The organism is Paraburkholderia sp. RL17-337-BIB-A (assembly GCF_046025895.1).
GTDB lineage: Bacteria > Pseudomonadota > Gammaproteobacteria > Burkholderiales > Burkholderiaceae > Paraburkholderia > Paraburkholderia fungorum_C.
The window spans coordinates 2,129,963-2,152,480 of sequence record NZ_JARESY010000002.1 but is presented as its reverse complement, the minus strand read 5'-3'; the positions used below and the strand labels follow the sequence as shown (position 1 = coordinate 2,152,480).

Sequence of the window (22,518 nt, the reverse complement as noted above, 5' to 3'; positions counted from 1 at the left end):
TCATGGATGTCTGTGCCTTCTCGGATGAGCACTTGCAGGTGGCCTGCTTTCGGCATTGAACTCGCGGCCAAGCTGACGATCGAGACGCCAAGTCTTTCCGCCCCACGGTGCGGTTGACATGACCAGCGTAATTTCCTGCCGGGGCCGATCAGTAAGCGCCGAACAAACGATCGAGCGCGGCCAGAACCCGGGGCTGTTCGGACTTGAGCGTTCCGGTTGCAGGACCAAGCTCACTGGTTCTGATCGCGCCGAGGAATGGCGTTTCCAGTATGAACATTTCGCCACCAATCTCGATGATCGGCGCCAGATCCTGTGCGACCTTGCTGGATGTGTAATTGCCAGCCACGCGTGTCAGCGGAATAACGATCCGCGAGATCAGACTGCCCAGATGATTGCTCTGCACATCGAGGAGGAATGGCGACTTCGCCCTAGACCTGGATGAAGGATTGTTGTACAGATCAAAACGGGCCATCAGAACATCCGGAGTTCGTCGAGCGGCAGGCCGTCGCGCTCGATGCGTGCGTTCAGCTCAGCAATGAAGTCCGCATGCTGGGCAGCCCACGCGCGCGCTTCGGCCTCGCGAACTTCCTCGCGCAAGCCCCGTTCGCTGGCGCGCGAGATGTTGACGTCCAACTGTTTCGCGCGATCAAGCAGGTCGGTTGGCAACGACACGTTGGTGGGCTTGCGCGTAGATTTCCGCGCCGGTTGAGACAGAGGTGGTTCGCCAAGCCGACGAATTTGTGCGGAAATCATATGCAGCTCCTATGCGCATAAACATGCGCATAGTATCGCACATCCGTGCGCAGATAGAGCGGCGGTCGTTGGTTTGAATAGAGATCTGTTCCTGCGTGCGGCCAGTCTAATCGGGGCTCGTAGAGGCGCTGGGAACAAGTTTGCTTCAGAAAGTCTTGCAGAAAATTGTTCCTCCCGACGAGCGTTTGAGGCAATTTTGTAACCTTCCCGGGCGAGGTTCAAACCAAGGTAACAGGCGCGAGGCCTGATGAGAGCGTCATGGTCGATAATGTCAGCCCATTTTTTCAGTCGTGGTGCGTGCATGAATCGGTCCGCTGGCGCGGCAGCGAAGCTGCCGGGGAATGAGCGTAAGAAACTGGCCGTTCAGGCGTTGGCGGAGATCGGAAACGATCAGCGAACTGTCCGCGCGGCTCGGCGTGAGTCGCAAGTTCGTCTACGCGCAAAGGGGCAAGGCGAGCGACGCGCTCGATGACGCGTTCTGTTCGGCGGTGCCCGATGACGAGGTGCTGTTTCAGTTGCCGCTCACCCGGAGCTGGTTGCGTCAGGATATGCTCGGGCTGACGCTGATCTGCCGCAGTTCGTATCGCGGGGTGACGGAGTTCATGCGCGATCTGCTGGGCGTGTCCGTCAGCGTGGGCAGCGTGCACGACGTGCTGCAGTGGGCGGCGCGGCAAGCGGGCGCGATCAACCGCGAGCAGGACCTGTCGGGTATTCGCGTGGGCCTGCACGACGAGATCTTCCAGGGCGCGCGGCCGGTGCTCGCCGGCGTCGATGCGCAGTCGACCTACTGTTACCTGCTGGTTGCCGAAAAGCATCGCGACTGCGTGGGGCGTGCATCTGCTCGACGCTTCAAGGGAGGGGCTCGCTCCCGACTACACGATTGCCGATGCAGGCCAGGGCCTGCGCGCCGGGCAGAAAGCCGCCTGGGGCGACACGCCGTGCCATGGCGATGTGTTTCACATCCAGCGCCAGTGCGAGACGCTCGCCAACACGCTGGGCAATCTCGCCCGGGGCGCCCGCACACGGCGCGAGAAGCTGGAAGCCACGATCGGCAAGCCACGCTCCCGTAAGCGCGACTCCAGCTTCGCCGTCGGGCTGAGGCGGGTGCGTCAGGCTGAAGCCCATGCACATCAGTTGGCCCTCAACATGCGCACGCTCACCCAGTGGCTCAGCCATGACATCCTGGCGCTGGCGGGGCCGGCCCTCGCTACGCGGCAGGCGCTGTTCGACTTCGTCGTCCACGAGCTCGCCGCACGCGAGCCGCAAGATCCCCGGCGCATCCGCCCGGTGCGCGTCGCGCTGCAGAACCAGCGTGATGACCTGCTGGCGTTCGCCGGCGTGCTCGATGCGAAACTCGCCGGGATCGCGCAGGCCGCGGGCGTCCCCGACGATCTGGTGCGCGCCGCTTGCCTGCTGCACCGCAAGCCGACCACATCGCCCGCGTACTGGCAAGGCTGGGGCCAGCTGCGATCCAAACTGGGCGGCCAGTTCCACGCCGTCTTCGCCGCCGTCGCCCAGATCATGGAACACACGCCGCGGAGCAGTTCGCTGGTGGAAAACCTCAACTCGCGGCTGCGCAACTACTTCACGCTGCGGCGCCATCTGGGCAACCCGTACCTCGACCTGCTGCGGTTCTTCCTGAACCATCGGCGCTTCGTACGCAGCCGCCGGGCTGAACACCAGGGCAGGAGTCCGTGCGAACTGATGACCGGTCAGGATCATCCGCACTGGCTCACGCTGCTCGGGCTCGGCCCTCTTCAGCCGCAGCGGACCTGAAGCGGGGAGGTCCACGACCTCCATTTATATTGCGTTGCTAACTAATCCGGCCTTAACAGGCGGAACGACGACGCTCGTCCGTGTCACCCAAATTCGGCCGATTCTGAACCACGCCGCCTGCGGGGTTGGCCAACACCATAAAAACACATGATCAATAATCCGTGTCAGCCGCAGGGCGAAACCGGCGAAATCATCGTGAACGCGCCGCAGGTGATGCAAGGTTACTGGCGCAATCCCAAGGCAACTGAAGAAGTGTTTATCGAACTCGACGGCAAGCGCTTTCTGCGTACCGGCGAGCACGGCCGCGCTCACTGAGAGCAAGGGAGGCGACCCAGGCGCCTCCTCATGGCATGACTCAACGCGCTCTCAGCGCCTCGATCAACATGTCGACGAACGACTTGACCCGCGCGGTCATCTGCAACTGTTGCGGGTACACCGCGTAAATATCGGCACCCGGCGTGCGGTATTCCGGCAGTACCTGAATCAGGCGGCCATCGGCGAGATACTCCGCGATATCCCATTCCGCCCGCATCAGAATGCCGTGGCCGTCCAGTGCCCACTTCACCGCGATCTCGCCGTCATTGGTGGTGAGGTTGCCGCGCACGCGAACTGTCTCGGTCTTTTCGGTCGAACCGCGTCCGCTGGTCAGACGCCATAGCCCGTAGCCATCATCGCCCTGGCGAATGCCGATGCAGTTGTGCTGCGATAGCTCAGCCGGACTGCGTGGTGCGCGCCGTTCGGCGAAATACGCAGGCGATGCACAAAGCAACCTCCGGTTCGACGCGACCCGGCGCGCAATCACGCGAGCATCCGGCGGTTCGCCGAAGCGCACGCAAACGTCGAAAACGTCGTCGCTGATCGGCGGCGGGTCGACAGAGAGCTGTAATTGCACGTCCACCTCGGGAAAGCGCTGCACAAACCGGGATATCAGCGGCGCCACATGACTGCGGCCGAACCCGAGCGTCGCGTTCACGCGCAGCAGGCCTTTCGGCGCCGCTTGCGAGCCGCCAAGCAACTGCGCCAGGTCATCCATTTCGCTCAGAATGCGCCGCGCGCGCGTCAGATAGAGCTCGCCCTCCGGCGTGAGACTCATGCGCCGCGTCGTGCGATTGACGAGCGAGACGCCCGCCCGCGACTCCATTTGCGACAGATGCTTGCTCACGGCCGCCGTAGTCAACCCGAGTTCACGCGCAGCCGCCGTCAGGCTGCCGCTTGCAGCGAGCGTGGAGAAGAAGGCGAGGTCGTCCGGCTGTATCGACGAGGTCATGTTGAGGAAGCGGTTGAGTAGCCTGGTGAGCAGGGCGCCAGGTAGCCCATGAGCCGCCCATTGTTAACTCAAGGTTAAGGATGCTTTAAGTCTAGCAGCGTTTTCGCGCGTGGTCCTTGTTCTAGGATACTGCCCTACGTTTAACGTCTTGGAGACCCCAGTGAAGACCTACCACATCGCAACCATTCCCGGCGACGGCATCGGCAAGGAAGTCGTGCCCGCGGGCCAACAGGTTCTCGAAGCCATTGCCGCGCGCAGCGACGCCTTCAGATTCGAGTTCGAGAACTTCGATTGGGGTGGCGATTTTTATCGTCAGCACGGCGTGATGATGCCGGCCGATGGACTGGATGCCATTCGCAACAAGGACGCGATTCTGTTCGGCTCGGCGGGCGACCCGCATATTCCCGATCATGTGACGCTCTGGGGTTTGCGCCTCAAGATCTGCCAGGGCTTCGATCAGTATGCGAATGTGCGTCCCACGCGCATCCTGCCTGGCATCGACGGACCGTTGAAGCGTTGCGGGCCGAAGGATCTCGACTGGGTCATCGTTCGCGAGAACTCGGAGGGCGAGTACTCCGGCGTCGGCGGCCGCGCGCACCAGGGCCATCCGATCGAAGTGGCAACGGACGTTTCGATGATGACCCGCGCGGGCGTCGAGCGCATTCTCCGGTTCGCGTTCCGCCTCGCACAGTCACGGCCGCGCAAGCTGCTGACGGTGATCACCAAGAGCAATGCGCAACGTCACGCGATGGTCATGTGGGACGAGATCGCACTGGAAGTATCGAAGGAGTTTCCCGACGTCAAGTGGGACAAGGAACTCGTCGACGCTGCGACGGCCCGCATGGTCAACCGTCCCGCAACACTCGACACGATTGTCGCGACGAACCTTCATGCGGACATTCTCAGCGATCTGGCAGCGGCATTGGCCGGCAGCCTCGGCATCGCGCCGACCGCGAATCTCGACCCCGAGCGCCGCTATCCCTCGATGTTCGAGCCGATTCACGGCTCCGCTTTCGACATCATGGGCAAAGGTCTCGCCAATCCGGTCGGCACGTTCTGGTCGGTCGTGATGATGCTCGAACATTTTGGCGAGACGGCCGCCGCCCAGCAATTGATGAATGCAATCGAACGCATCACGGCTGACCCGGCGCTGCACACCGGCGACCTCGGCGGCACGGCCACGACCGTGCAGGTGACCGATGCAGTATGTGCAATCCTCGCAGCGGAACCGGCGGCGCAATTCAAGGCAGCCTGAGCACGCCGTACGCAACGCAAAACACGCAACGCGCAACCCACCGCGCGTGCGTGACACAAAAACATAACGCCCGGACGAACACGTCACGGGCGATTTAAAGTACGGAGACAGGCATGACCAATGAATTGCAAGCCCGTGTGGTTCGCAAGCTGACGTGGCGCATCTTGCCCTTCATCATGCTGCTTTACTTTGTGAGCTTTCTCGATCGTGTGAACGTCGGCTTCGCGGCGCTGACGATGAACAAGGACCTCGGACTCTCGCCGACCATGTTCGGGCTCGGCGGCGGCATCTTTTTTCTCGGGTACTTTCTGTTCGAAGTACCGTCGAACCTCATTCTCAACAAGGTCGGTGCGCGCATCTGGATTGCACGCGTGATGGTGACGTGGGGGCTGGTGTCGGCGGCTTCCGCGTTTGTCGTCGGACCGAACTCTTTCTACGCGCTGCGTTTCTTGCTCGGGCTGGCCGAAGCGGGGTTCTTCCCGGGCATCATTCTCTATCTCAGCCAATGGTTTCCCACACGGCAGCGCGCGGTCGCGGCGGCTGTGTTCATGGCGGCCGCGCCTTTGTCGACGGCAATCGGGTCGCCCATTTCAGGCGCCATCATGCAGATGCCGACGCTGTTCGGTTTGAAAGACTGGCAGTGGCTGTTCCTCATCGAAGCGATTCCCGCTGTCGTTCTCGGATTCGTGGTTTTGAAAGCACTCACCGATTCGCCGGACAAGGCGAGGTGGCTTGCCGCGGATGAGAAGGCATGGCTTATCGCGACCTTGCGCGAAGAGCGGGCGGGACGCGAGTCCCAGGCCGGGCACGCGACAGGCGCGCTCGCGGCGCTGCGCGATCCGCGCGTGTGGATCATGTCGATGATTTACTTCGGCACGTCCGCGGGTCTTTATACGCTCGGGCTGTGGGCGCCGCTGATCATTCGTCAATTCGGTTTTAGCGCGCTTGGCACTGGCGCATTGAATGCGATTCCCAGCGTGCTGGCTGTGGTCGGCATGGTGATGTGGGCTCGCCATTCGGACCGCACTGGCGAGCGCACGTGGCATGTGGTGATTCCATGCGTTGTAGCGGGTGTCGGGCTCGCGTGGGCAGGCTTTGGGGATACCGTCGTTGCGGTGGTGCTCGCGCTGATCCTCGTGAACGTGGGTATCAGCGCGGCCAAGGCGCCGCTGTGGGCCATGCCGAGCACCTTTCTCTCGGGCGCCGGCGCGGCGGCCGGTATCGCCATGATCAACTCGCTCGGCAATCTTGGCGGGTTCGTCGGGCCGTTTGCAATTGGCTGGCTGAAGAGCGTGACGGGAGGGTATGCTGCCGGGCTGTATGCGGTGGCGGCGAGTCTTGCGGTGTCCGCGATGCTTGCTTTGGCTGTTGGCAGGCGAGGATACCGGACGGCGCCCGCGCCGCAATGAGTTTGCCGCTTTTGGATTGAGAAGCCTCGCGGGTGCGCAACGGCACCTGCGAACGACCTCGCCGCTGCGCGCTGCGGCGAAGCGCCTGCTACTGCCTGCACGCAGCCGTTTTTCGGTCAACCACCCCCCACTTGCTCTGGCGCGACACGCGCAACCCACTCCCTCAGCACGCTGCAAACCCTTGTCCCGTGAGAGTTTGCCCATCTTCTACGGGCGCCCGTGCGGCGCCGGTATCGCATTTCCACATGTGGTTGTCGCAGATAGGCGGTGGCGGGGTCAGCGTGCGCAATCGCGACGTTCCAGCCGTAACGCCAGGACGGAGGTATGTGTTAGTTGGATATTCAGCGATTTACGTTATATTATTTGCTAAATCAAACCTCACATCATTACCATGTCCACTGTCCTGCCTGATGAAGCGCGCCTCGCCGGTGAAATCGATCGTCTGAAGGCCGAATTCCCGAAAACCCGCGAGTTGTATTGGGAGGTCTGCGCGCTGCTGTTCTTCCGCTTCGGCATTACGCCGACCGCAAACCGGCTGTATCAACTGGTGAAGCGCGGCAGCATGAGCACGCCCACTCAGGTGCTTGGCGAGTTCTGGGTTGAGTTGCGCGAAAAGAGCAGGGTGCGGATCGAGCATCCGGACCTACCGGCGGATCTGCAAGCGGCAGCCGGGGAACTGATCGCCACGCTGTGGACGAAGTCCACCACGTCGGCGCAAGCGGCGCTCGAGGAACTGCGGGCCGACGCCGAAGCGGAGAAGGCCGCCGCGTGCAATGGGGTAGAGACATTGCGGGCCGAACTCGCGCGAACCGAAACGGCACTCGAGCAGCGCACCGGTGCCTTGCTTACGGCGCAGGTGCGGATTCAGGAACTCGAGCAGGCGCAAGCTGCGGGCGAGGCGACGCGTCAGGCGCTCGAGACTGAAATCGCGCGGCAGCAGGACGAGATCGGCGCACGCGATCGTGCACTGGTGCAGGCGAGGGCGGATTTTTCGGGTGAACTGGAAAAGTTGCGCGGTAGCGCGGAGCTGGCCGAGGAGCGTCTGCGGGCGGCTGAGAAACGGGCATTGCTTGAGATCGAACGCGAACGGAGCACCGGCGTGCGCCTCCATAAGGATCTCGCTGCCGCGGCGCGCAGGGCGGAACAGGGCGAGACCCGGCATCGGGAGGAAATCCGGGCGTTACAGGTTCAGCTTGGTGACGCGCGTCATCGCGCAGGTGTCGTGGAAGGGAGTCTTGAAGCCCTTCGCCATTCGAACACCGCATACGTCACGGAACTCAACGAATTGCGACTGCAGTTGGCGACGGTCAAAACGAATCAGGCGGCGCCACCCAGGCGTCCGCGATCTTCTGAGGAGACGCCTAAACCTCGCCGCGCCACATCCAAAGCCGCGACGCGGAAGCAATCAACGTCCTGATCGCCACCACTATGACTCACTTTGATAATTCGTCCGGGGTAATGCACCTGCGAACCAATACTAAGTCAACGCTCGGGATCCGCGGTGCACGAGTTTTCCTGGTACACGTTTCGTTCGCCTATGCGCCGGCCTGGCTTGCGTCCTTGGTCTCGGTACTGCACAAGCCGGAGCCTTTGACGATCTCACCCAGACACTCAAACAGGGACTAGCCGACGCGGCGCATAAAAGCCTGGACTCGGCAATCGGAAGCCAGACTCCGAGCGCCGCTGCCACAAGTTAGGGCGCGCCTGACCCTGCCGGAGCCAATCAGAAGTCGAGCGGCTCGGCTGGGGCGGTCCCGGCATCTGTTGCTGGAACTCCCGTGGATCCGGCTGACCCGACATGCCTGGTAATCAGAAAAGAAAGCGACGGCTTGACCCACATCAAGAACCTGCAATGTGTCCAGGACCCTTACTTTCTGGTGCCTTCGACCAAGGTCGCCGGCTGTGCGTGGCACGCCATGAAGAGGGGCGTCTGGGTGAGCCCCCACTCGGTAATTTGCGAAGGCCGCCCTGACAAGAATCACAGTTGCGAGTGCACAGGAAAGACCTTATGGAAAGGAAGCTGAAGCAACTGCCCTCACCTTGGATCAAGTCGCCCGGCCAGGTTATTTGACACCCACCTCCTGCTGGGAAATCGGTACGGGCAATACGGGGAGGACAACGCTGAAGGTTGCTCCATGGCCATCGTTATTGGCGGCAGTCAGATGGCCTTCATGAGCCTCGACAATCGACCGGGACACCGCAAGTCCGATACCCATTCCTTTACTTTTGGTCGTGACGAAGGCATCGAATATGCTGTCGTCACCCACGATGCCCGAACCATTATCGATGACCTCGAGCAGCACGGACCGGTCGTCCCGGAGGCTTGCGGTAATGCGAATCGTAGGCGTGCGTCCCGAGTTTTCCGTGGCCTCAATCCCATTCGTGATGAGGTTAAGCAGGACCTGCTGAATCTGTATCTGATCGACGAACACCGGCGGCAGGCTATCGGGCAAGTCGAACTCGATGTCGGCGGTACGCCTGGTTTCGTCTTCCCGTAACAGTCGTACGGATTCGAGAACCATGTCTTTCACATTCCGTTCCCGTTTCTGGAATGTTTGCCGCTTGAACAATGCGCGGATGCTTTGCATCGTCTCGTCGGCGGAACGGGCATCTCGAACCACGCTTTCCACGGAAATCCTGGCTTCCGTCAAGTTTGGCGGATACGCTGCGAGCCACCGTTTGCAAGCCTGCGCATTGGCGATAACGGACGTGAGAGGCTGATTGAGTTCGTGGGCGATGGACGCGGAGAGTTCTGCAACTGTCGCAATCCGGGTTGCCCGTCCGAGTTCAGCCTGAGTCTGTCTGAGCCGGTCCTCCGCACGCTTGCGCTCGTCAATGTCAAGACTGAGTCCATACCATTGAACAATGCTGCCGTCTGAGTCTCTCATTGCTTCAGCAGTGTGCTGGTACCACCGGTAAATCCCGTCTTTTCGGCGAAGCCGGGCAACGTGGCAGTACGGTTCGCCAGTTTCGATCGAGTGTGTCCATGCCTGAACCTGGCTGTCCAGGTCGTCAGGATGGAAGGTCTGCTGATAGCCGAGGCCCGCGAGTTGCGAAATACCCAAGCCAACAAATTCCGAGGTTTTCCGATTGATGTAAGTGAGCCTGCCTTGTGGGTCATTGCACCAGAGCATGGCGGGGATGGTCTCGATAAGTTCGTGTAGCTGGTGCTCGCGCTGTTCGAGCACGGCTTCCGTTTGCTTGAGATCGTTGATGTCCGTACATACGCCGTACCAGTGCAGGACCTGCCCGGTTTCGTCGCGAAACGGTTCGCCGCGAGCGAGATACCAGCGCAGTTTTCCATCGGCGCCCGTCACCTGATAGGTGTCCTGGTAGGACGTACCTTCCCGGACAGCTTCCCGCCAGCGCGAGCGGACACGAAGTCGCTCAGCTTCCGGGATGAGGCGAAGTAACATCTCTCTGTCGAATTCTTCTTCGCTCTTTCCCATGAACGTTAGCATTTGCCGATTCCATCGGTCGACATCGCCTTGCGGTGTGGCCCTCCAGATCATCGCGGGCAATGCGTCCACGAGCCTTCGCAAATTAAGTTCGTTGGTGCGAAGGGCCTCCTGGGCCAGATGCCGCACGTGGATATCTATCGAAAGACCAAACCAGTTCGCAATGTCGCCATTGGCATCGCGCAGCGGGGTGCTTTTACATTGGAACCAGCGGTAGGTGTTGTCGGCGGCGCGGAGCCGATGGACGCAGTCATAAGGTCTCCCGCTATCGAGAGAATCTCGCCAGGCCTCAATTGTTGACCCAGCGTCATCTGGATGCACCAGGCGAATCCAGCCGTTCGCTATCAAATCATCGAGCGGTAGCCCGGTGTAGTCTTCTGTGCGCTTGTTCGCGTATTCCAGGCGGCCACGGGCGTCCGTACGCCACAGCAGGCTAGGGACAGTCTCCGCCAGCCAGTTCAGTTGAACTTCACGTTCGCGGATGAGTTCTTTGGACTTGCAAAGATCGTCAATGTCGATGGTCGTGGAGTACCACTTGTAGACGCTTCCATCTTCGTTGAAATAAGGAACGGAGCGCGAGTGCCGCCATCGATAGTTACCGTCGCGGTCTGCCCATCGGTAGGCAATTTCGTGCGCGCTCTTTTCCCGAACAGAGAGAAGATGGCGTTCTTTTACTCTGTTGCGGTCATCGGGGTGAATGAAACTCAGAAAGCCGAGATTCTGTATGTCTCCAAGCGTAGCTCCTGTTTCCTCAAGAATCTGCTGACTGACGAAGTCGAAATCGTGCTCTGTCCGAACGGCGAAGCGGCCTGGTATCCGGTCGAGGAGATCTCTGGCTTCTCTCTCGCTTGCCGTTAGCGCCTGTTGAGCCTTGATGGTCTCTTCGATTTCCGTGCCGATGAGATACCAGTTTACGACGTCGCCGTTCTGGCAGCGCGCTGGCTCCGCCAGAAGACGCTGCCAGCGGTATACGCCGTCATGCTGTAGCATCCTCACCGCAAGGTCGACCGTCTCACGCGCGGCAATGCACGCTTTCCATTGCTGCCGTGCGGCCTGCACGTCATCGGGGTGAATGTAATCCATCCATCGCTTGCCGACCAATTCCTCCATCGGTTTTCCAAGCGAAGCGACACCGACTTTATTCACGTACAGAAGTTCGCCGGCGGGACCGCCGACACATACACATGCGGGCACGCTATCCACAATGCGCCGATAGGTTTCCTCTTCGGTTCGAAGAAGAGATTCTGCAGTCTTCCGGTCGTGTATGTCCCAGCTCACACCGACCCATCGCAGTAGCCGTCCACTGTCGTTTCGTATGGCTTTGACACGGCAGAGGAACCAGTGGTACTCGCCGTCGATACGCTTGAGCCGGAATTCGAGCTCTTCCATGTCATTTCCGGCCCGGACTGCGTCCCAGTATCGGTCGTTTGCCTGCAGGTCATCAGGGTGGATTGCGGCTCGGAAAGCAGCGCAGTCAGGCACTTTTGTGATGCCTGTGTATTCGCATAGGCTGGGACCCAGGTATTCGATGTCACCATTGGGCAGCGCGGTCCACACATGGCCGGGAAAGAGACTGCCAATGCTTTGAAGCGCTTGGTCCCGTTGGCGAAGTTGCCCGCCAAATGGCTCATCCTTCAATCGGCTCGTTGAGCCTGGCCGGGGGCGCCGGGAGACCAGTTCTGCACAAAGCCATGCCGCGGCGATTGTGACGGCGCAACGACTGAAAGAGCCGGACGCAAGAGGAGCGTGACTGGAAACCAATGCCACTCCTGCTATTCCAAGCGAGGCGAACCCAGCGGCCAGACGCCCGAAGCCCCGGCCGAAAAAGTGCGCGGACAGAAACGCAAGGAGGACGCTAAGGCAACCCGTAATCGGTTCAAGCAATCCTGCCGCCCCTGACGCACCGGATATGGCGACGCCGAGGACAACATCCCGAGACGAGCGCCGTATCAACACAGTAAGCATGTCAACCTCGGAGTTCGTCGGCGCATTGGATAGCAAAACTCCACATTTTCCCTGCCAATCGCGGGATTTTTCAATGCACCGGTTCCTTGCTCGCATGAGGAGAAAGACAACTTACAACCTTATATCTGATGGTGCCATTACATGATCATGTAATGCACAACAGACCAGCGAGGTTATTGGCGCTCGAGCTTGTCGAGCAACGAGGCCAACCACCTGGACGTGCCTCGGATTACATAAACATGCAATGTCCCGGCAGGGCACAACGTTATATGTTGTCGAAGTGCCAGTGCGGCATTGTGAAACGCGCGTTCAAGCCGCACGGGGAAGCCGTTTGCATCGGCGTTGCCGATGCAACATCGATTTGAATCATCCCGCCAACAACGGATCTTTGCGCGGTTGCCTTCTGGCCACCGTGCGGGTCTCTCACATTCTCGCGAAAAGGAGCTACTCATGGCCTATGAACTGTTGACGCCCGACACGTGCGCGCTCGCGCTTATCGACCATCAGCCGCAGATGTTCTTCGGTACGCACTCGCACGAGCGCACAACTATCCTGCACAACGTCCAGATCCTCGCGAAGACCGCGAAGCTCTTCAAGGTGCCGACCGTTCTGACGACGGTTGCCGCCGACACCTTTAGCGGCCATCTGCTGCCGGAAGTGCAGTCGGTGTTTCCGCAGATCAAACCGATCGATCGCACGTCGATGAATTCGTGGGAAGACAAGGGTTTTCGCGACGCGATCAAGGCGACGGGCCGCAAGAAGATCGTGATTGCCGGTTTGTGGACGGAAGTGTGCGTCGCATTCCCGACCGTGCAGATGCTGGCCGAAGGTTTCGAGATCTACGTGCCGACAGACGCCTGCGGCGACATCACCGAGGAAGCCCATGAGCGTGCCGTCCAGCGCGTCATCCAGGCGGGCGCAGTGCCGCTGACGTCGGTACAGTTCATGTGCGAATTGCAACGTGACTGGGCGCGCGGCGAAACGTACGAAGGCGTCATGGAGATCTTCAAGGCACATACCTCGTATGGCATTGGCGTGCGCTACGCGAAGCAGATTCTCGGCGGGCACGCGAGCTAGGCAGGTCGAGCGGGGCTGATTGCCCCAAGCATTCCCTGCTATGTCTCACACGCGGCGCTTTTGTCGTCGCGTGAGAGACGTGCCTGAACAAGACCACGGAGAGCGACGATGACCGCACCCATTCAGCCCAGCCGCATTGCGGACCTGGTGATCTATAACGGCAAGATTGCGACGCAGGATGACACGCGTTCGTTCGTGACGGCGCTGGCCATCGCGAAGGGCGGGATCGTTGCGAGCGGCAACGATCACGACATGATGCAGTGGGCGAACGAGTCCACGCGCTGCATCGATTTGCGAGGACGTACAGTCGTTCCCGGTCTCAACGATTCGCATCTTCACATCATTCGTGGCGGATTGAATTTCAATCTTGAACTGCGCTGGGATGGTGTGCCGTCACTGCGCGATGCACTCGACATGCTGCGCGCGCAGGTCGCACGCACGCCCGCGCCGCAATGGGTGCGTGTTATCGGCGGATGGAACGAATTCCAGTTCGCGGAGAAGCGGGGCCCGACGCTTGAAGAGATCAACGCAATCGCGCCGGACACGCCTGTCTTCATCCTGCACCTCTACGACAGCGCACTGCTGAACGCAGCGGCGCTGCGCGCGGTCGGCTATGACCGCGATACACCGAATCCGCCGGGCGGCGAGATCCAGCACGACCGCCGCGGCAATCCGACCGGTATGCTGATCGCGCGTCCAAATGCGGGTCTGCTGTACGCGACGCTCGCCAAAGGGCCGAAGCTGCCGTTCGACGACCAGTTGAATTCGTCGCGCCAGTTCATGCGGGAGCTGAATCGCCTGGGCGTGACGAGCGCGATCGACGCGGGCGGCGGCTATCAGTCGTATCCCGACGACTACGCCGTCATCATGGAACTCGCCAAGCGCAATGAGTTGACGGTGCGAATCGCGTACAACCTGTTTACCCAGAACGCGAAGAAGGAAATCGAAGACTTCGCGAAGTGGGTCAAGATCACCAAACCGGGTGACGGCGACGATTTCCTGAAGATGAATGGCGCTGGCGAAATGCTGGTGTTCTCCGGCGCCGACTTCGAAGATTTTCTGGAGCCGCGCCCCGACCTGCCGGGCGTGATGGAAAGCGAGCTCGAAGCTGTCGTGCGGCTGCTGGTGCAAAACCGCTGGCCGTTCCGGCTGCATGCAACTTACGACGAATCGATCGAACGCTTCCTCAACGTGTTCGAGCGTGTCAACCTGGATACGCCGTTCGGCGGCTTGCGCTGGTTCTTCGACCACTGCGAAACGATTTCGGCGCGCAACATCGACCGCATTGCCGCGCTGGGCGGCGGCATCGCGGTTCAGCACCGGATGGCCTATCAGGGCGAATACTTTATCGCGCGCTATGGCGCCGAAGCGGTGGCGCACACGCCGCCCATCAGGAAGATGCTCGCTGCGGGGCTGCCCGTTGGCGCGGGGACGGACGCGACGCGCGTCGCGAGCTTCAATCCATTCGTTTCTCTCTACTGGCTTGTTTCGGGACGCACGGTGGGCGGCACACCGATGTACGCGCCGCAGGACCGGCTGGATCGCATGGAGGCGCTGCGCCGCTATACGGTGGGCAGCGCATGGTTCTCAAATGAAGAGGCACGCAAGGGCGCGCTCGTGCCAGGCCAGCTTGCCGATTTCGCGGTGCTGAGCGACGACTATTTCACGATCGACGAAGACAGTATCAAGCATCTGAGCTCGGTGCTGACGGTGGTCAACGGCCGGGTCGTCTACGCGGCCGAAGAGTTCGAAACGTTCGACCCGCCCGCGCTGCCCGTTAGTCCGTCGTGGTCGCCCGTCGCGGAGTACGGCGGCTACGCGCGCTATCGTCCCACGGCGCCGCTGCAGCAGTCGTGCAACGACGCGTGCGTGAACCTGTGCGGCGTGCATCGTCATGCGCATGCGTGGGCATGGCGCAGCAACGTGCCCGCTGGCGACGCGAACACGTTCTGGGGCGCGCTCGGTTGCAGTTGTTTCGCGTTCTAGGCGCAAGCAGACGATGAACCGCTTTTCCACCCCCGACGTCGCGTTGCTGTTTCTGCGCGTCACAGCGAGCGTGCTCGTCCTGCTCGTGCATGGACTGCCGAAGGCAATCCACTACGCGAGTCAGCTCAACGCAATCGAAGACCCGTTGCATTTCGGCAAGACATTGACGCTCGGTTTCGCGATCTTCGCGGAGGTCGTGTGTCCGCTATTGATGATCGCGGGGATTGCGACGCGGCTTGCCGCGCTGCCGATCATGGTGGTCTGCGTGGTCGCGCTGGGTCTCGTGCATCGCGAATGGACCCTGGATCAGGGGCAATTCGCGTGGATGCTGCTGATCATGTTCGGCGCGATTGCGATTGGCGGGGCGGGACGCTACCGGATTGCGCTGCGGCCGCAAGCGTCCGGGCAACGGCAGGCTTGAGCGGCGCGCGCGGAGTGAGCCATGTCATATCTGATTTCAATGGGCGCGGGTCTTGTCGTCGGCCTGTTGTATTACCTCGTGCGCGTGCAATCGCCCGCGCCGCCGCTGATTGCGCTTGCGGGGCTGCTCGGCATTGTCATTGGCGAGCATGCGATTCCGTTCGTGCGGGCGCAGATACGCACGCCCGATGCGCAAACCCAAAGCGCACCGCCCGCCGCCAGCAGTAAGCCAACTTCGTTATGCAACGAGGACCAGTAGACCAGTAAGGAGTGTTTTATGGGTGTCGTCAAGATGTATCGATTGTTACGGATAGCTATCGTGTCCATCGCGGTGTTCGGCGCGGCGCTAGCCGGATCGCCGGCCTGCGCCGAGGCCGATCATCAGAACGCGGGCAAGAGCATGCCGGTCGTGTCAGTCGGTCCGCAGTACGACACGACGCATGTCTACGTCGCGAGCGAGGACATCGACGCGTTCGTCGACAGTTTTGTCGCGACGTTCGGCGGCAAGGCTTCGCCGCGCGCCGTCTTCACGGTCACGCCGACGCCGAGCAAGACCGCTTCGCAATATGTGCAGACGCCCGTCGGCATGCTCTCGGTGTTCGCGTTCCAGACGCCGGTACCGTATCCCTTCGGCAGCGAGCGCACGGGCTATCTCGTCGCTGACATGGACAAGGCCGTTCGCGCCGCGCGCGCAGCGGGTGCGGACGTGATCGTCGATACGTTTGACGATCCGATTGGCAAGGACGCGATCATTCAGTGGCCGGGCGGCCTGAACATGCAGTTGTACTGGCATACGAAGGCGCCTTTGTATGGGCCGCTCGAGTCGATACCCGACAATCGCGTCTATGTGTCGGTGCAATCCGCGGACAACTTCATCAAGCGCTTTGTGCGCTTCTCGCACGGCAAGGTCGTGTCCGACAATCGCCGTGCGGACGGTAACGAAATCGGCAGGCCCGGCGAGACGATTCGGCGCGTGCGCATCACCTCCAGCTTCGGCAACATGCTCGTGTTCGTGACGGACGGCAAGCTGCCTTATCCGTTTGGCCGCGAGATGACGGGTTATCAGGTCGCCGATCTCGATGCGACGCTCGCGAAGGCGCAGGGCACCGGCGTGAAGCTGCTGGCGGCGCCGTACCGTACGGTCGAAGGGCGCACGACGATGGTCGAGTTTCCCGGCGGCTACGTCGCCGAGATTCACGAACTGGCGAAGTGACTGTGCGTCGACTGAGAAGACGCGCGATCTCGAATACCGCGGCTTGCGTTGCACTCGCCGTGTGCGGAATGACAGAGCGTGCGGGCGCGTTCGCCGCGGATAACACGGCGGATGCGGGCGCCGCCGCTGCATCTCAATGCACCGCGAAGCGGCCCTCGGCGCTGTCGTTCAACCGCTGGCAGGAAGACTGGTCGGCGCTGGCGAATCCGTGCGTGCCGCGCGAGCCGTTCGATGCGCTCAAGTACCTCGCGCCGGGCAGCGATCCGTCGACGTATCTGTCGCTCGGCGCGAACCTGCGCGAGCGCTTCGAGCTGAACAACACACCGCTCTTCGGGCTCGGCGGCGCGCGGCCCGACAGCTACGTGATCCAGCGCGCGGAAGTGCATGCCGATGCGCGCATCGGACAGCATGTACAGGCGTTCTTTCAACTTGAGGATGCGTGGCCGTTCGGCAAGGATTCCGTTTCGCCTGTCGACAAGAATCCGCTCGATATCGAGCAGGCGTTCGTCGCTTTCGTCTACGGGGTGGGCGGCGGCACGTTCAAGGCGCGCGTCGGTCGCCAGGAGATGGCGTTCGACTTGCAGCGGTTCGTCTCGGTGCGCGACGGACCGAACGTGCGTCAGGCGTTCGACGCGCTGTGGGCCGACTATGAAATCGACAAGTGGCGCTTCATCGGCTATATGACGCAACCCGTGCAGTATCGCGACGTCACGGCCTTCGACGATGTATCGAACCGGCATCTCACGTTCAGCGGCGTGCGTGTCGAACGCGCGAACACGGGGCCGGGCGATCTGTCCGCGTACTGGTCGCGCTACAACCGCGACAACGCGCGCTTTCTCGATGCGGCAGGCACCGAAGATCGCGATGTATTCGACGTACATTACTCGGGCAAGGTCGCGCCGTTCGACTGGGACGCGGAAACGATGGTGCAGACGGGGCATGTCGGCAAGGACACCATCGGCGCGTGGGCGTTCGGGGTGCTGGGCGGCTATACGTTCGCTTCGGTGGCGGGCTCGCCGCGTGTCGGCTTGCAGGTGGATGGCGCATCGGGCGACCGGCATCCCGGCGATGGACGCGTCGAAACGTTCAATCCGTTGTTTCCCAACGGCTACTACTTCACGCTGGCGGGATACACGGGTTATAGCAACCTGATTCACGTGAAGCCGTCTATCACGTTCAAGCTGTCGCCCAAGGTCACGTTACTGACGGCGCTCGGTTTCCAGTGGCGCGCGACGGCAGCCGATGCGATCTACGGTCAGGGGATGGCTGTGGTGCCCGGCACGGCAGGGAAGGGAACGCGCTGGACGGGGATGTATGCGCAGGTTCGCGCCGACTGGCTCGTCAGCTCGAACCTTGCGCTCGCACTGGAAGCGGTGCATTTCCAGATCGGCGATTCGATCCGCGCTCTGGGGGCGCGCAATGCCGACTATGTGGGCGTCGAAGCGAAGTTCGGATGGTGACCGTGGATTCGATCGGCTCAAGGGTGCTTTGCGGAACGCAACGCTTGTCCAACGATTTGCATAACGGCCTTCGCCACGCGTCGAATCGCGCCGATGCACCACAAGCACGCGGCTGCGAGGAGCGGCGGACCGGCCACAGTCAGCGTCGCCGCCAACGCGATCTTCAAGATAAACATCGAGGCGAGAACGAACCCTTCGCCTTCAGATAAGATGCCGTATCGTGAACGGCTCCGCCTTTGCACAGAGCCCATGATCTCCGTAGAGATGCCCAAGATGACCCCTCTCCACAGCAATCCAGCTTTTTACCAGCTCCTTACCGATAGTTATGCCCGGCTGCTTGGTGTCCCCCTGGTGCCGCAGGCCATGCCAGTAGTCGAAGCTGCCGAATGGCTCTATGAGAGTGCACCGTTCGCAGTACTTGCGCACAACACCGATCCCGACCCGCTCTTTATCTATGGCAACAAGGCCGCGCAGCGCCGCTTTGAATATAGCTGGGATGAAATCACCCGACTGCCGTCCCGGCTCTCTGCTGAAGCCCCGAATCGCGAGGAGCGACAGCAGTTCCTCGCACGCGTACAGCGGCTCGGCTATGAGGCGGGCTACAAGGGCGTGCGTATCACCAAGTCAGGCCAGCGCTTCATGATCGAGGAAGCAACACTGTGGCAACTTCTCGACGCGGAAGGCAAATTGCACGGCCAGGCAGTTGTCATCCCGCGCACACGCGACATCTGATCGCGCATACCAACCGTTTATGTGTGAGCCCTACGGAGATAGCTGCGAGGGGGGAGCGGAGCCGAAGCGGCGATGTCGAACAATTGCATCTTCGATGCGACAACGGTAGCAAGCCGGGTTCGCCACCGTTATTACATGATCATGTGGTGACCTCACTGCGGTATCACGGAGATGCCTGCGCAGAATTTCACCTCAGCGTTTCGCGGCGGCGTGCTGCTCTCCACCTGTTCAGCTCTGTGCGACCGGCGGCTCCCGTCTTACGCGCATCACACTGCGCAGGCCTGCGAAGCGCGGCGCGCGGGCTGTGCCGGGGGAGCGGCCGAAGCTCTCAGTGATACGGTCCAGAATGATCGCGAGCAGCACGACGGACAGACCGCTTTCAAAGCCAAGGCCGATATCCAGACGCTGGATGCTCGCGAGCGCGTCGTTGCCGAGACCGCCCGCGCCGACCATCGACGCGATGATCACCATCGACAGGGCCAGCATGATCGTCTGGTTCACGCCCTGCATGATCGACGGCAACGCGTTCGGGAATTGTACCTTGTAGAGCAATTGCCATGGCGTGCAGCCGAACGCCTGTCCCGCTTCGACGATCTCGCGATTCACGTGACGGATACCGAGGCTCGTCAGACGAACGGCGGGCGGCATCGCGAAAATCACCGTCGACAGAATGCCTGGCACGCGGCCCAGGCCGAACAGCATGGCAGCCGGAATCAGATAGACGAAAGCGGGCATCGTCTGCATCAGGTCGAGAATCGGCCGCACGACCATCGCGACGTGTTTGTTCCTCGCGGTCCAGATGCCGAGCGGCACGCCGAACACGAGGCTGATCAGCGTCGACGACAACGTCAAACCCAGCGTGATGACAGTCTGATCCCAGAACCCGGTCGCATAGATCAGCAACAGCGATAACGTCGCGAAGATCGCAAAGCGCCAGCCCACCCGCCACAGACCGATGCCAATGAAGAACGCCATCAGTGCCCACATTGGAACGGCCTGTAGGCTGTGCTCAATCAGCGCAGCAAAGCTTTCGATTGTCTTGCCGATCACATCGAACGTATTTGCATCGTGATCGAGCAGATAGTGAATTGATTGATCGACCCAGCGGCCAAGTGGAATGATCTCAGACATGGGCACCTCGATTGCGCGTGATGACCTTCAGAACGTCCGCCTGATCGACGGAGCCGCAATAGCGGTCTTCATCGTCGACCACCGGCAGCGCGGTCGAGTTCGCGCACACGCGCGACACCACGTGATCGAGCGACGCCCCGCGCGGAATGCATTCGACCTTGTGCAGCGACGGTGACGCATTGCCGATCGCCTCGCGCGTTACAAAGCCGCGAATGCGGCGCTCCGCATCGAGCACGAACGCGCATTCGGCGTTGCCGTTCAACGATGCTTCGACGCTCGACTGATCGAGATTGCGCACGAACGGTACGCCGTTCGTCTGCATCAGATCGCCGGCCGTCAGATATCGGCTTGTATCGACGCCTTCAAAGAAGGCCCGCACGTAGTCGTTAGCGGGGTTCGCGATGATGTCTTGCGGCGTACCGATCTGCACGACACGGCCACCTTCCATGATCGCGATGCGGTTGCCGATGCGCAGCGCCTCTTCGAGATCGTGCGACACGAATATGATCGTGCGGCGCTGGTTCTTTTGCAGTTCCAGCAGCACGTTCTGCATTTCCTTGCGCTTGAGTGGATCGAGTGCCGAGAACGCTTCGTCCATGATCATCAGCGACGGGTTCACCGCGAGTGCTCGCGCCAGCCCCACGCGCTGCTGCATGCCTCCGGACAGTTCGGCCGGCAGCTTCTGCGCGAACGTCGCGAGGCCGACCTGCTCGAGCACTTCGAGCGCGCGTTTTTCGCGCGCCTTGCGGCCCATGCCGCCCACCTCGAGGCCGAATGCGGCATTTGACAGCACCGTGCGCTGCGGCATCAACGCGAATGACTGGAACACCATGCTCATGTCGGTGCGCCGTAGCGACGTGAGTTCGGCGCGTCGCACGGCGGCGATGTCGCGGCCATCGATGATGACCTTGCCCGCCGTTGGCTCGACCAGCCGGTTGATCAGTCGAATCAGTGTGGACTTGCCGGACCCGGACAAGCCCATCAGTACGAAGATCTCGCCTTCCTGAACGTCGAGCGAGACATTGTGGACGCCGACCACATGGCCTGTTCTGGCAAATATCTCGTCCTTGGTGGCACCGCGCGCGAGTAAGTCAGCAGCCGCGTTGGGATTGTCTCCAAAAATCTTGCAGAGACCTTCAACCATGACTGTGGGGGAATCCATTGAATTCATGTCCTTGTGCAGGCGCCGGCCTGCACATTGATGCGGGAAACGCACAAAGAGGGCAGGTGGGCCTCGCCATCGATATCAGTCAGGCGCCACGAAACTGGTAAGTCATTGCGTCCCGGCAACCCAGCTGTCCACGCGATCCGCGTGCGCCGCAATCCACGCATCGGCCGCAGCTGTGGGGTCGCTGCCATTCTCGGTCGCCAGCATGACGCTATCGATCTCACCGGGTTTCCACTGGAATTTCTTAAGGAACGCAACCACAGGTGCGGCCTTCGTCTCGAGCTGTGGGTTGATCACGTTATCGACATGTTCGGCACCACCAAACACCTTCTTGGGATCGTCCAGAAATTTGAGCTTCCACTTCGCAAACATCCAATGCGGTGCCCAGCCAGTCACAACAACCGGCTTGCTCCCATTCATCCGTCGAGCGAGTTCCGCCGTCATTGCGCTGCCCGAGCTCGGCATCAACGTCAGGCTGAGGTTATAGGCCTTGATGGCGTCGTCGGCCTTCTTCATCACACCCGCACCTGCATCGATCCCCACGATACGATCATTGAAATCCGCTTTGTGCGCTTCGAGATCGGCAACGCTATTCTCGGGCACGCTAGCCGGTACGACCAAACCAATTTTGGCGTCGCGGAAATTGGTGCCAACGTCGGTCACTTTGCCTTTGAACTGCTCCCAGTACGCGCCATGAGTCGCCGGCAGCCACGCTGAAAGCGTCGCATCAAGATCGCCCCGCGCGACGCCCTGCCACATGACACCTGCCGCCACAGGCACGAGTCGGACCGGATAGCCCAGTCGCTTCTCTATGATGCGTGCGGCCACGTTCGACGTTGCGACGCTGTCGTCCCAACCTTCGACATAACCAATCTTGATCGGCGGTTTGGTGTCCGCTGTCGCACTGACGGATGTACTCATCGTCGCAACCATTGCGGTGCCCAACACGCTGCACAACAACAATTCTTTGAAGGCCTTCTTCATTGATTTCCTTTGCTTGTGAACCACAGGGAGAAAATTGCTGCCTTGCTCATGATCGGGCTGTCCCGATACGCGGGGTTGTGAGCAACGTGGCCAATGCTGGCGACGTCGTCCCTGTGATAAAGCTCACCGGAGGCGTGCCCAGTGTGCGTACAAGATCATCGTTCCGACGATTCAGTCATCGCATGCCGGCGGTGACATGTTCGCCGCGACGTTTCGCAAGAATGTTTCGCAGCGGCGCGCGCCGCGATCGTCTCTGTCACCGGACCGAATGCGCGTGTTCCGTGATAAGGGACGCGCGCGTCGTTAAGGATTGCACAGGTTTGTTTCAACGCGGCCAGCATCGCGCGCTTAAGGCGGCGGGGGAATGGAGTGCGGACATTCTTACTTGCTCTGCGTGCCACTCGAGGACTTCCGCCAGCTCACGCCCGGCCACGCTGCCCTCGACACAGAGAAAAGCCACGCAG

At 61.1% G+C, this 22,518-nt stretch carries 19 protein-coding genes; 12 read left to right on the top strand and 7 right to left on the bottom strand.

Features of this window, described 5'->3' with window-relative positions; all coding sequences use genetic code 11:
• Window positions 1-148: 148 nt before the first annotated feature.
• Window positions 149-472, bottom strand: coding sequence for a CcdB family protein (locus P0D84_RS30370; protein WP_408342754.1), 324 nt, complete (start codon window positions 470-472; stop codon window positions 149-151).
• The gene (locus P0D84_RS30365; RefSeq protein WP_408342752.1) at window positions 472-753 is read right to left on the bottom strand and encodes a type II toxin-antitoxin system CcdA family antitoxin; all 282 of its coding nucleotides are present in this window, start codon (window positions 751-753) and stop codon (window positions 472-474) included. The genes P0D84_RS30370 and P0D84_RS30365 overlap by 1 nt, the downstream gene beginning before the upstream one ends.
• A gap of 831 nt (window positions 754-1,584) precedes the next feature.
• On the opposite strand from P0D84_RS30365, the gene P0D84_RS30360 reads away from it, so the two are divergent.
• On the top strand, window positions 1,585-2,529 hold the full coding sequence (locus P0D84_RS30360; protein WP_408342750.1) for a hypothetical protein: 945 nt from the start codon (window positions 1,585-1,587) through the stop codon (window positions 2,527-2,529).
• A 147-nt stretch (window positions 2,530-2,676) separates the two neighbouring features.
• Window positions 2,677-2,844, top strand: coding sequence for a hypothetical protein (locus tag P0D84_RS30355; protein ID WP_408346374.1), 168 nt, complete (start codon window positions 2,677-2,679; stop codon window positions 2,842-2,844).
• A gap of 40 nt (window positions 2,845-2,884) precedes the next feature.
• Here P0D84_RS30355 and P0D84_RS30350 read toward each other — a convergent pair whose 3' ends face one another.
• Window positions 2,885-3,796: a LysR family transcriptional regulator gene (locus P0D84_RS30350; RefSeq protein ID WP_408342748.1), complete on the bottom strand. Its 912-nt coding sequence runs from the start codon at window positions 3,794-3,796 to the stop codon at window positions 2,885-2,887.
• Between the two features lie 160 nt (window positions 3,797-3,956).
• Here P0D84_RS30350 and P0D84_RS30345 point away from each other — a divergent pair, with 160 nt between their 5' ends.
• The 3 genes from P0D84_RS30345 (at window position 3,957) to P0D84_RS30335 (ending at window position 7,877) form a co-directional block, all read left to right on the top strand.
• A complete protein-coding gene (locus P0D84_RS30345) occupies window positions 3,957-5,051 on the top strand; it encodes a tartrate dehydrogenase (RefSeq protein ID WP_408342746.1) in 1,095 nt (364 codons plus the stop codon).
• Window positions 5,052-5,164: 113 nt separating this feature from the next.
• Window positions 5,165-6,460: an MFS transporter gene (locus P0D84_RS30340; protein ID WP_408342744.1), complete on the top strand. Its 1,296-nt coding sequence runs from the start codon at window positions 5,165-5,167 to the stop codon at window positions 6,458-6,460.
• Window positions 6,461-6,851: 391 nt separating this feature from the next.
• On the top strand, window positions 6,852-7,877 hold the full coding sequence (locus tag P0D84_RS30335; protein ID WP_408342742.1) for a DNA-binding protein: 1,026 nt from the start codon (window positions 6,852-6,854) through the stop codon (window positions 7,875-7,877).
• A 646-nt stretch (window positions 7,878-8,523) separates the two neighbouring features.
• Here P0D84_RS30335 and P0D84_RS30330 read toward each other — a convergent pair.
• Entirely contained in the window at window positions 8,524-11,883 is a 3,360-nt protein-coding gene (locus P0D84_RS30330; RefSeq protein WP_408342740.1) for a PAS domain-containing sensor histidine kinase, read from the bottom strand.
• 450 nt (window positions 11,884-12,333) lie between these two features.
• On the opposite strand from P0D84_RS30330, the gene P0D84_RS30325 reads away from it, so the two are divergent.
• From P0D84_RS30325 to P0D84_RS30295, 7 genes are all read left to right on the top strand, one after another.
• Window positions 12,334-12,960 carry a hydrolase gene (locus tag P0D84_RS30325; protein ID WP_408342738.1) on the top strand — a complete coding sequence of 209 codons (627 nt, stop codon included), beginning with the start codon at window positions 12,334-12,336 and terminating at the stop codon, window positions 12,958-12,960.
• 108 nt (window positions 12,961-13,068) lie between these two features.
• Window positions 13,069-14,946 (top strand): amidohydrolase, encoded by a 1,878-nt coding sequence (locus tag P0D84_RS30320; protein WP_408342736.1) that lies wholly within the window; start codon window positions 13,069-13,071, stop codon window positions 14,944-14,946.
• Between the two features lie 13 nt (window positions 14,947-14,959).
• Window positions 14,960-15,367: a DoxX family protein gene (locus tag P0D84_RS30315; RefSeq protein WP_408342734.1), complete on the top strand. Its 408-nt coding sequence runs from the start codon at window positions 14,960-14,962 to the stop codon at window positions 15,365-15,367.
• Window positions 15,368-15,388: 21 nt separating this feature from the next.
• Complete coding sequence (locus P0D84_RS30310; RefSeq protein ID WP_408342732.1) at window positions 15,389-15,625, top strand: DUF1427 family protein; 237 nt, start codon at window positions 15,389-15,391, stop codon at window positions 15,623-15,625.
• A gap of 18 nt (window positions 15,626-15,643) precedes the next feature.
• A complete protein-coding gene (locus P0D84_RS30305) occupies window positions 15,644-16,579 on the top strand; it encodes a glyoxalase (RefSeq protein ID WP_408342730.1) in 936 nt (311 codons plus the stop codon).
• Complete coding sequence (locus tag P0D84_RS30300) at window positions 16,576-18,039, top strand: alginate export family protein (protein WP_408342728.1); 1,464 nt, start codon at window positions 16,576-16,578, stop codon at window positions 18,037-18,039. The genes P0D84_RS30305 and P0D84_RS30300 overlap by 4 nt, the downstream gene beginning before the upstream one ends.
• Before the next feature lie 273 nt (window positions 18,040-18,312).
• Window positions 18,313-18,771 carry an MEKHLA domain-containing protein gene (locus tag P0D84_RS30295; RefSeq protein ID WP_408346146.1) on the top strand — a complete coding sequence of 153 codons (459 nt, stop codon included), beginning with the start codon at window positions 18,313-18,315 and terminating at the stop codon, window positions 18,769-18,771.
• Window positions 18,772-18,999: 228 nt separating this feature from the next.
• Here the strand turns inward: P0D84_RS30295 and choW are convergent, their stop codons facing one another.
• The 3 genes from choW to P0D84_RS30280 form a co-directional block, all read right to left on the bottom strand.
• A complete protein-coding gene (gene choW, locus P0D84_RS30290) occupies window positions 19,000-19,902 on the bottom strand; it encodes a choline ABC transporter permease subunit (protein WP_408342726.1) in 903 nt (300 codons plus the stop codon).
• Window positions 19,895-21,064 carry a quaternary amine ABC transporter ATP-binding protein gene (locus P0D84_RS30285; protein WP_408342724.1) on the bottom strand — a complete coding sequence of 390 codons (1,170 nt, stop codon included), beginning with the start codon at window positions 21,062-21,064 and terminating at the stop codon, window positions 19,895-19,897. Before P0D84_RS30285 ends, choW begins: the two co-directional genes overlap by 8 nt.
• Before the next feature lie 111 nt (window positions 21,065-21,175).
• Window positions 21,176-22,003 carry a glycine betaine ABC transporter substrate-binding protein gene (locus tag P0D84_RS30280; RefSeq protein WP_408346143.1) on the bottom strand — a complete coding sequence of 276 codons (828 nt, stop codon included), beginning with the start codon at window positions 22,001-22,003 and terminating at the stop codon, window positions 21,176-21,178.
• Window positions 22,004-22,518 lie beyond the last annotated feature (515 nt).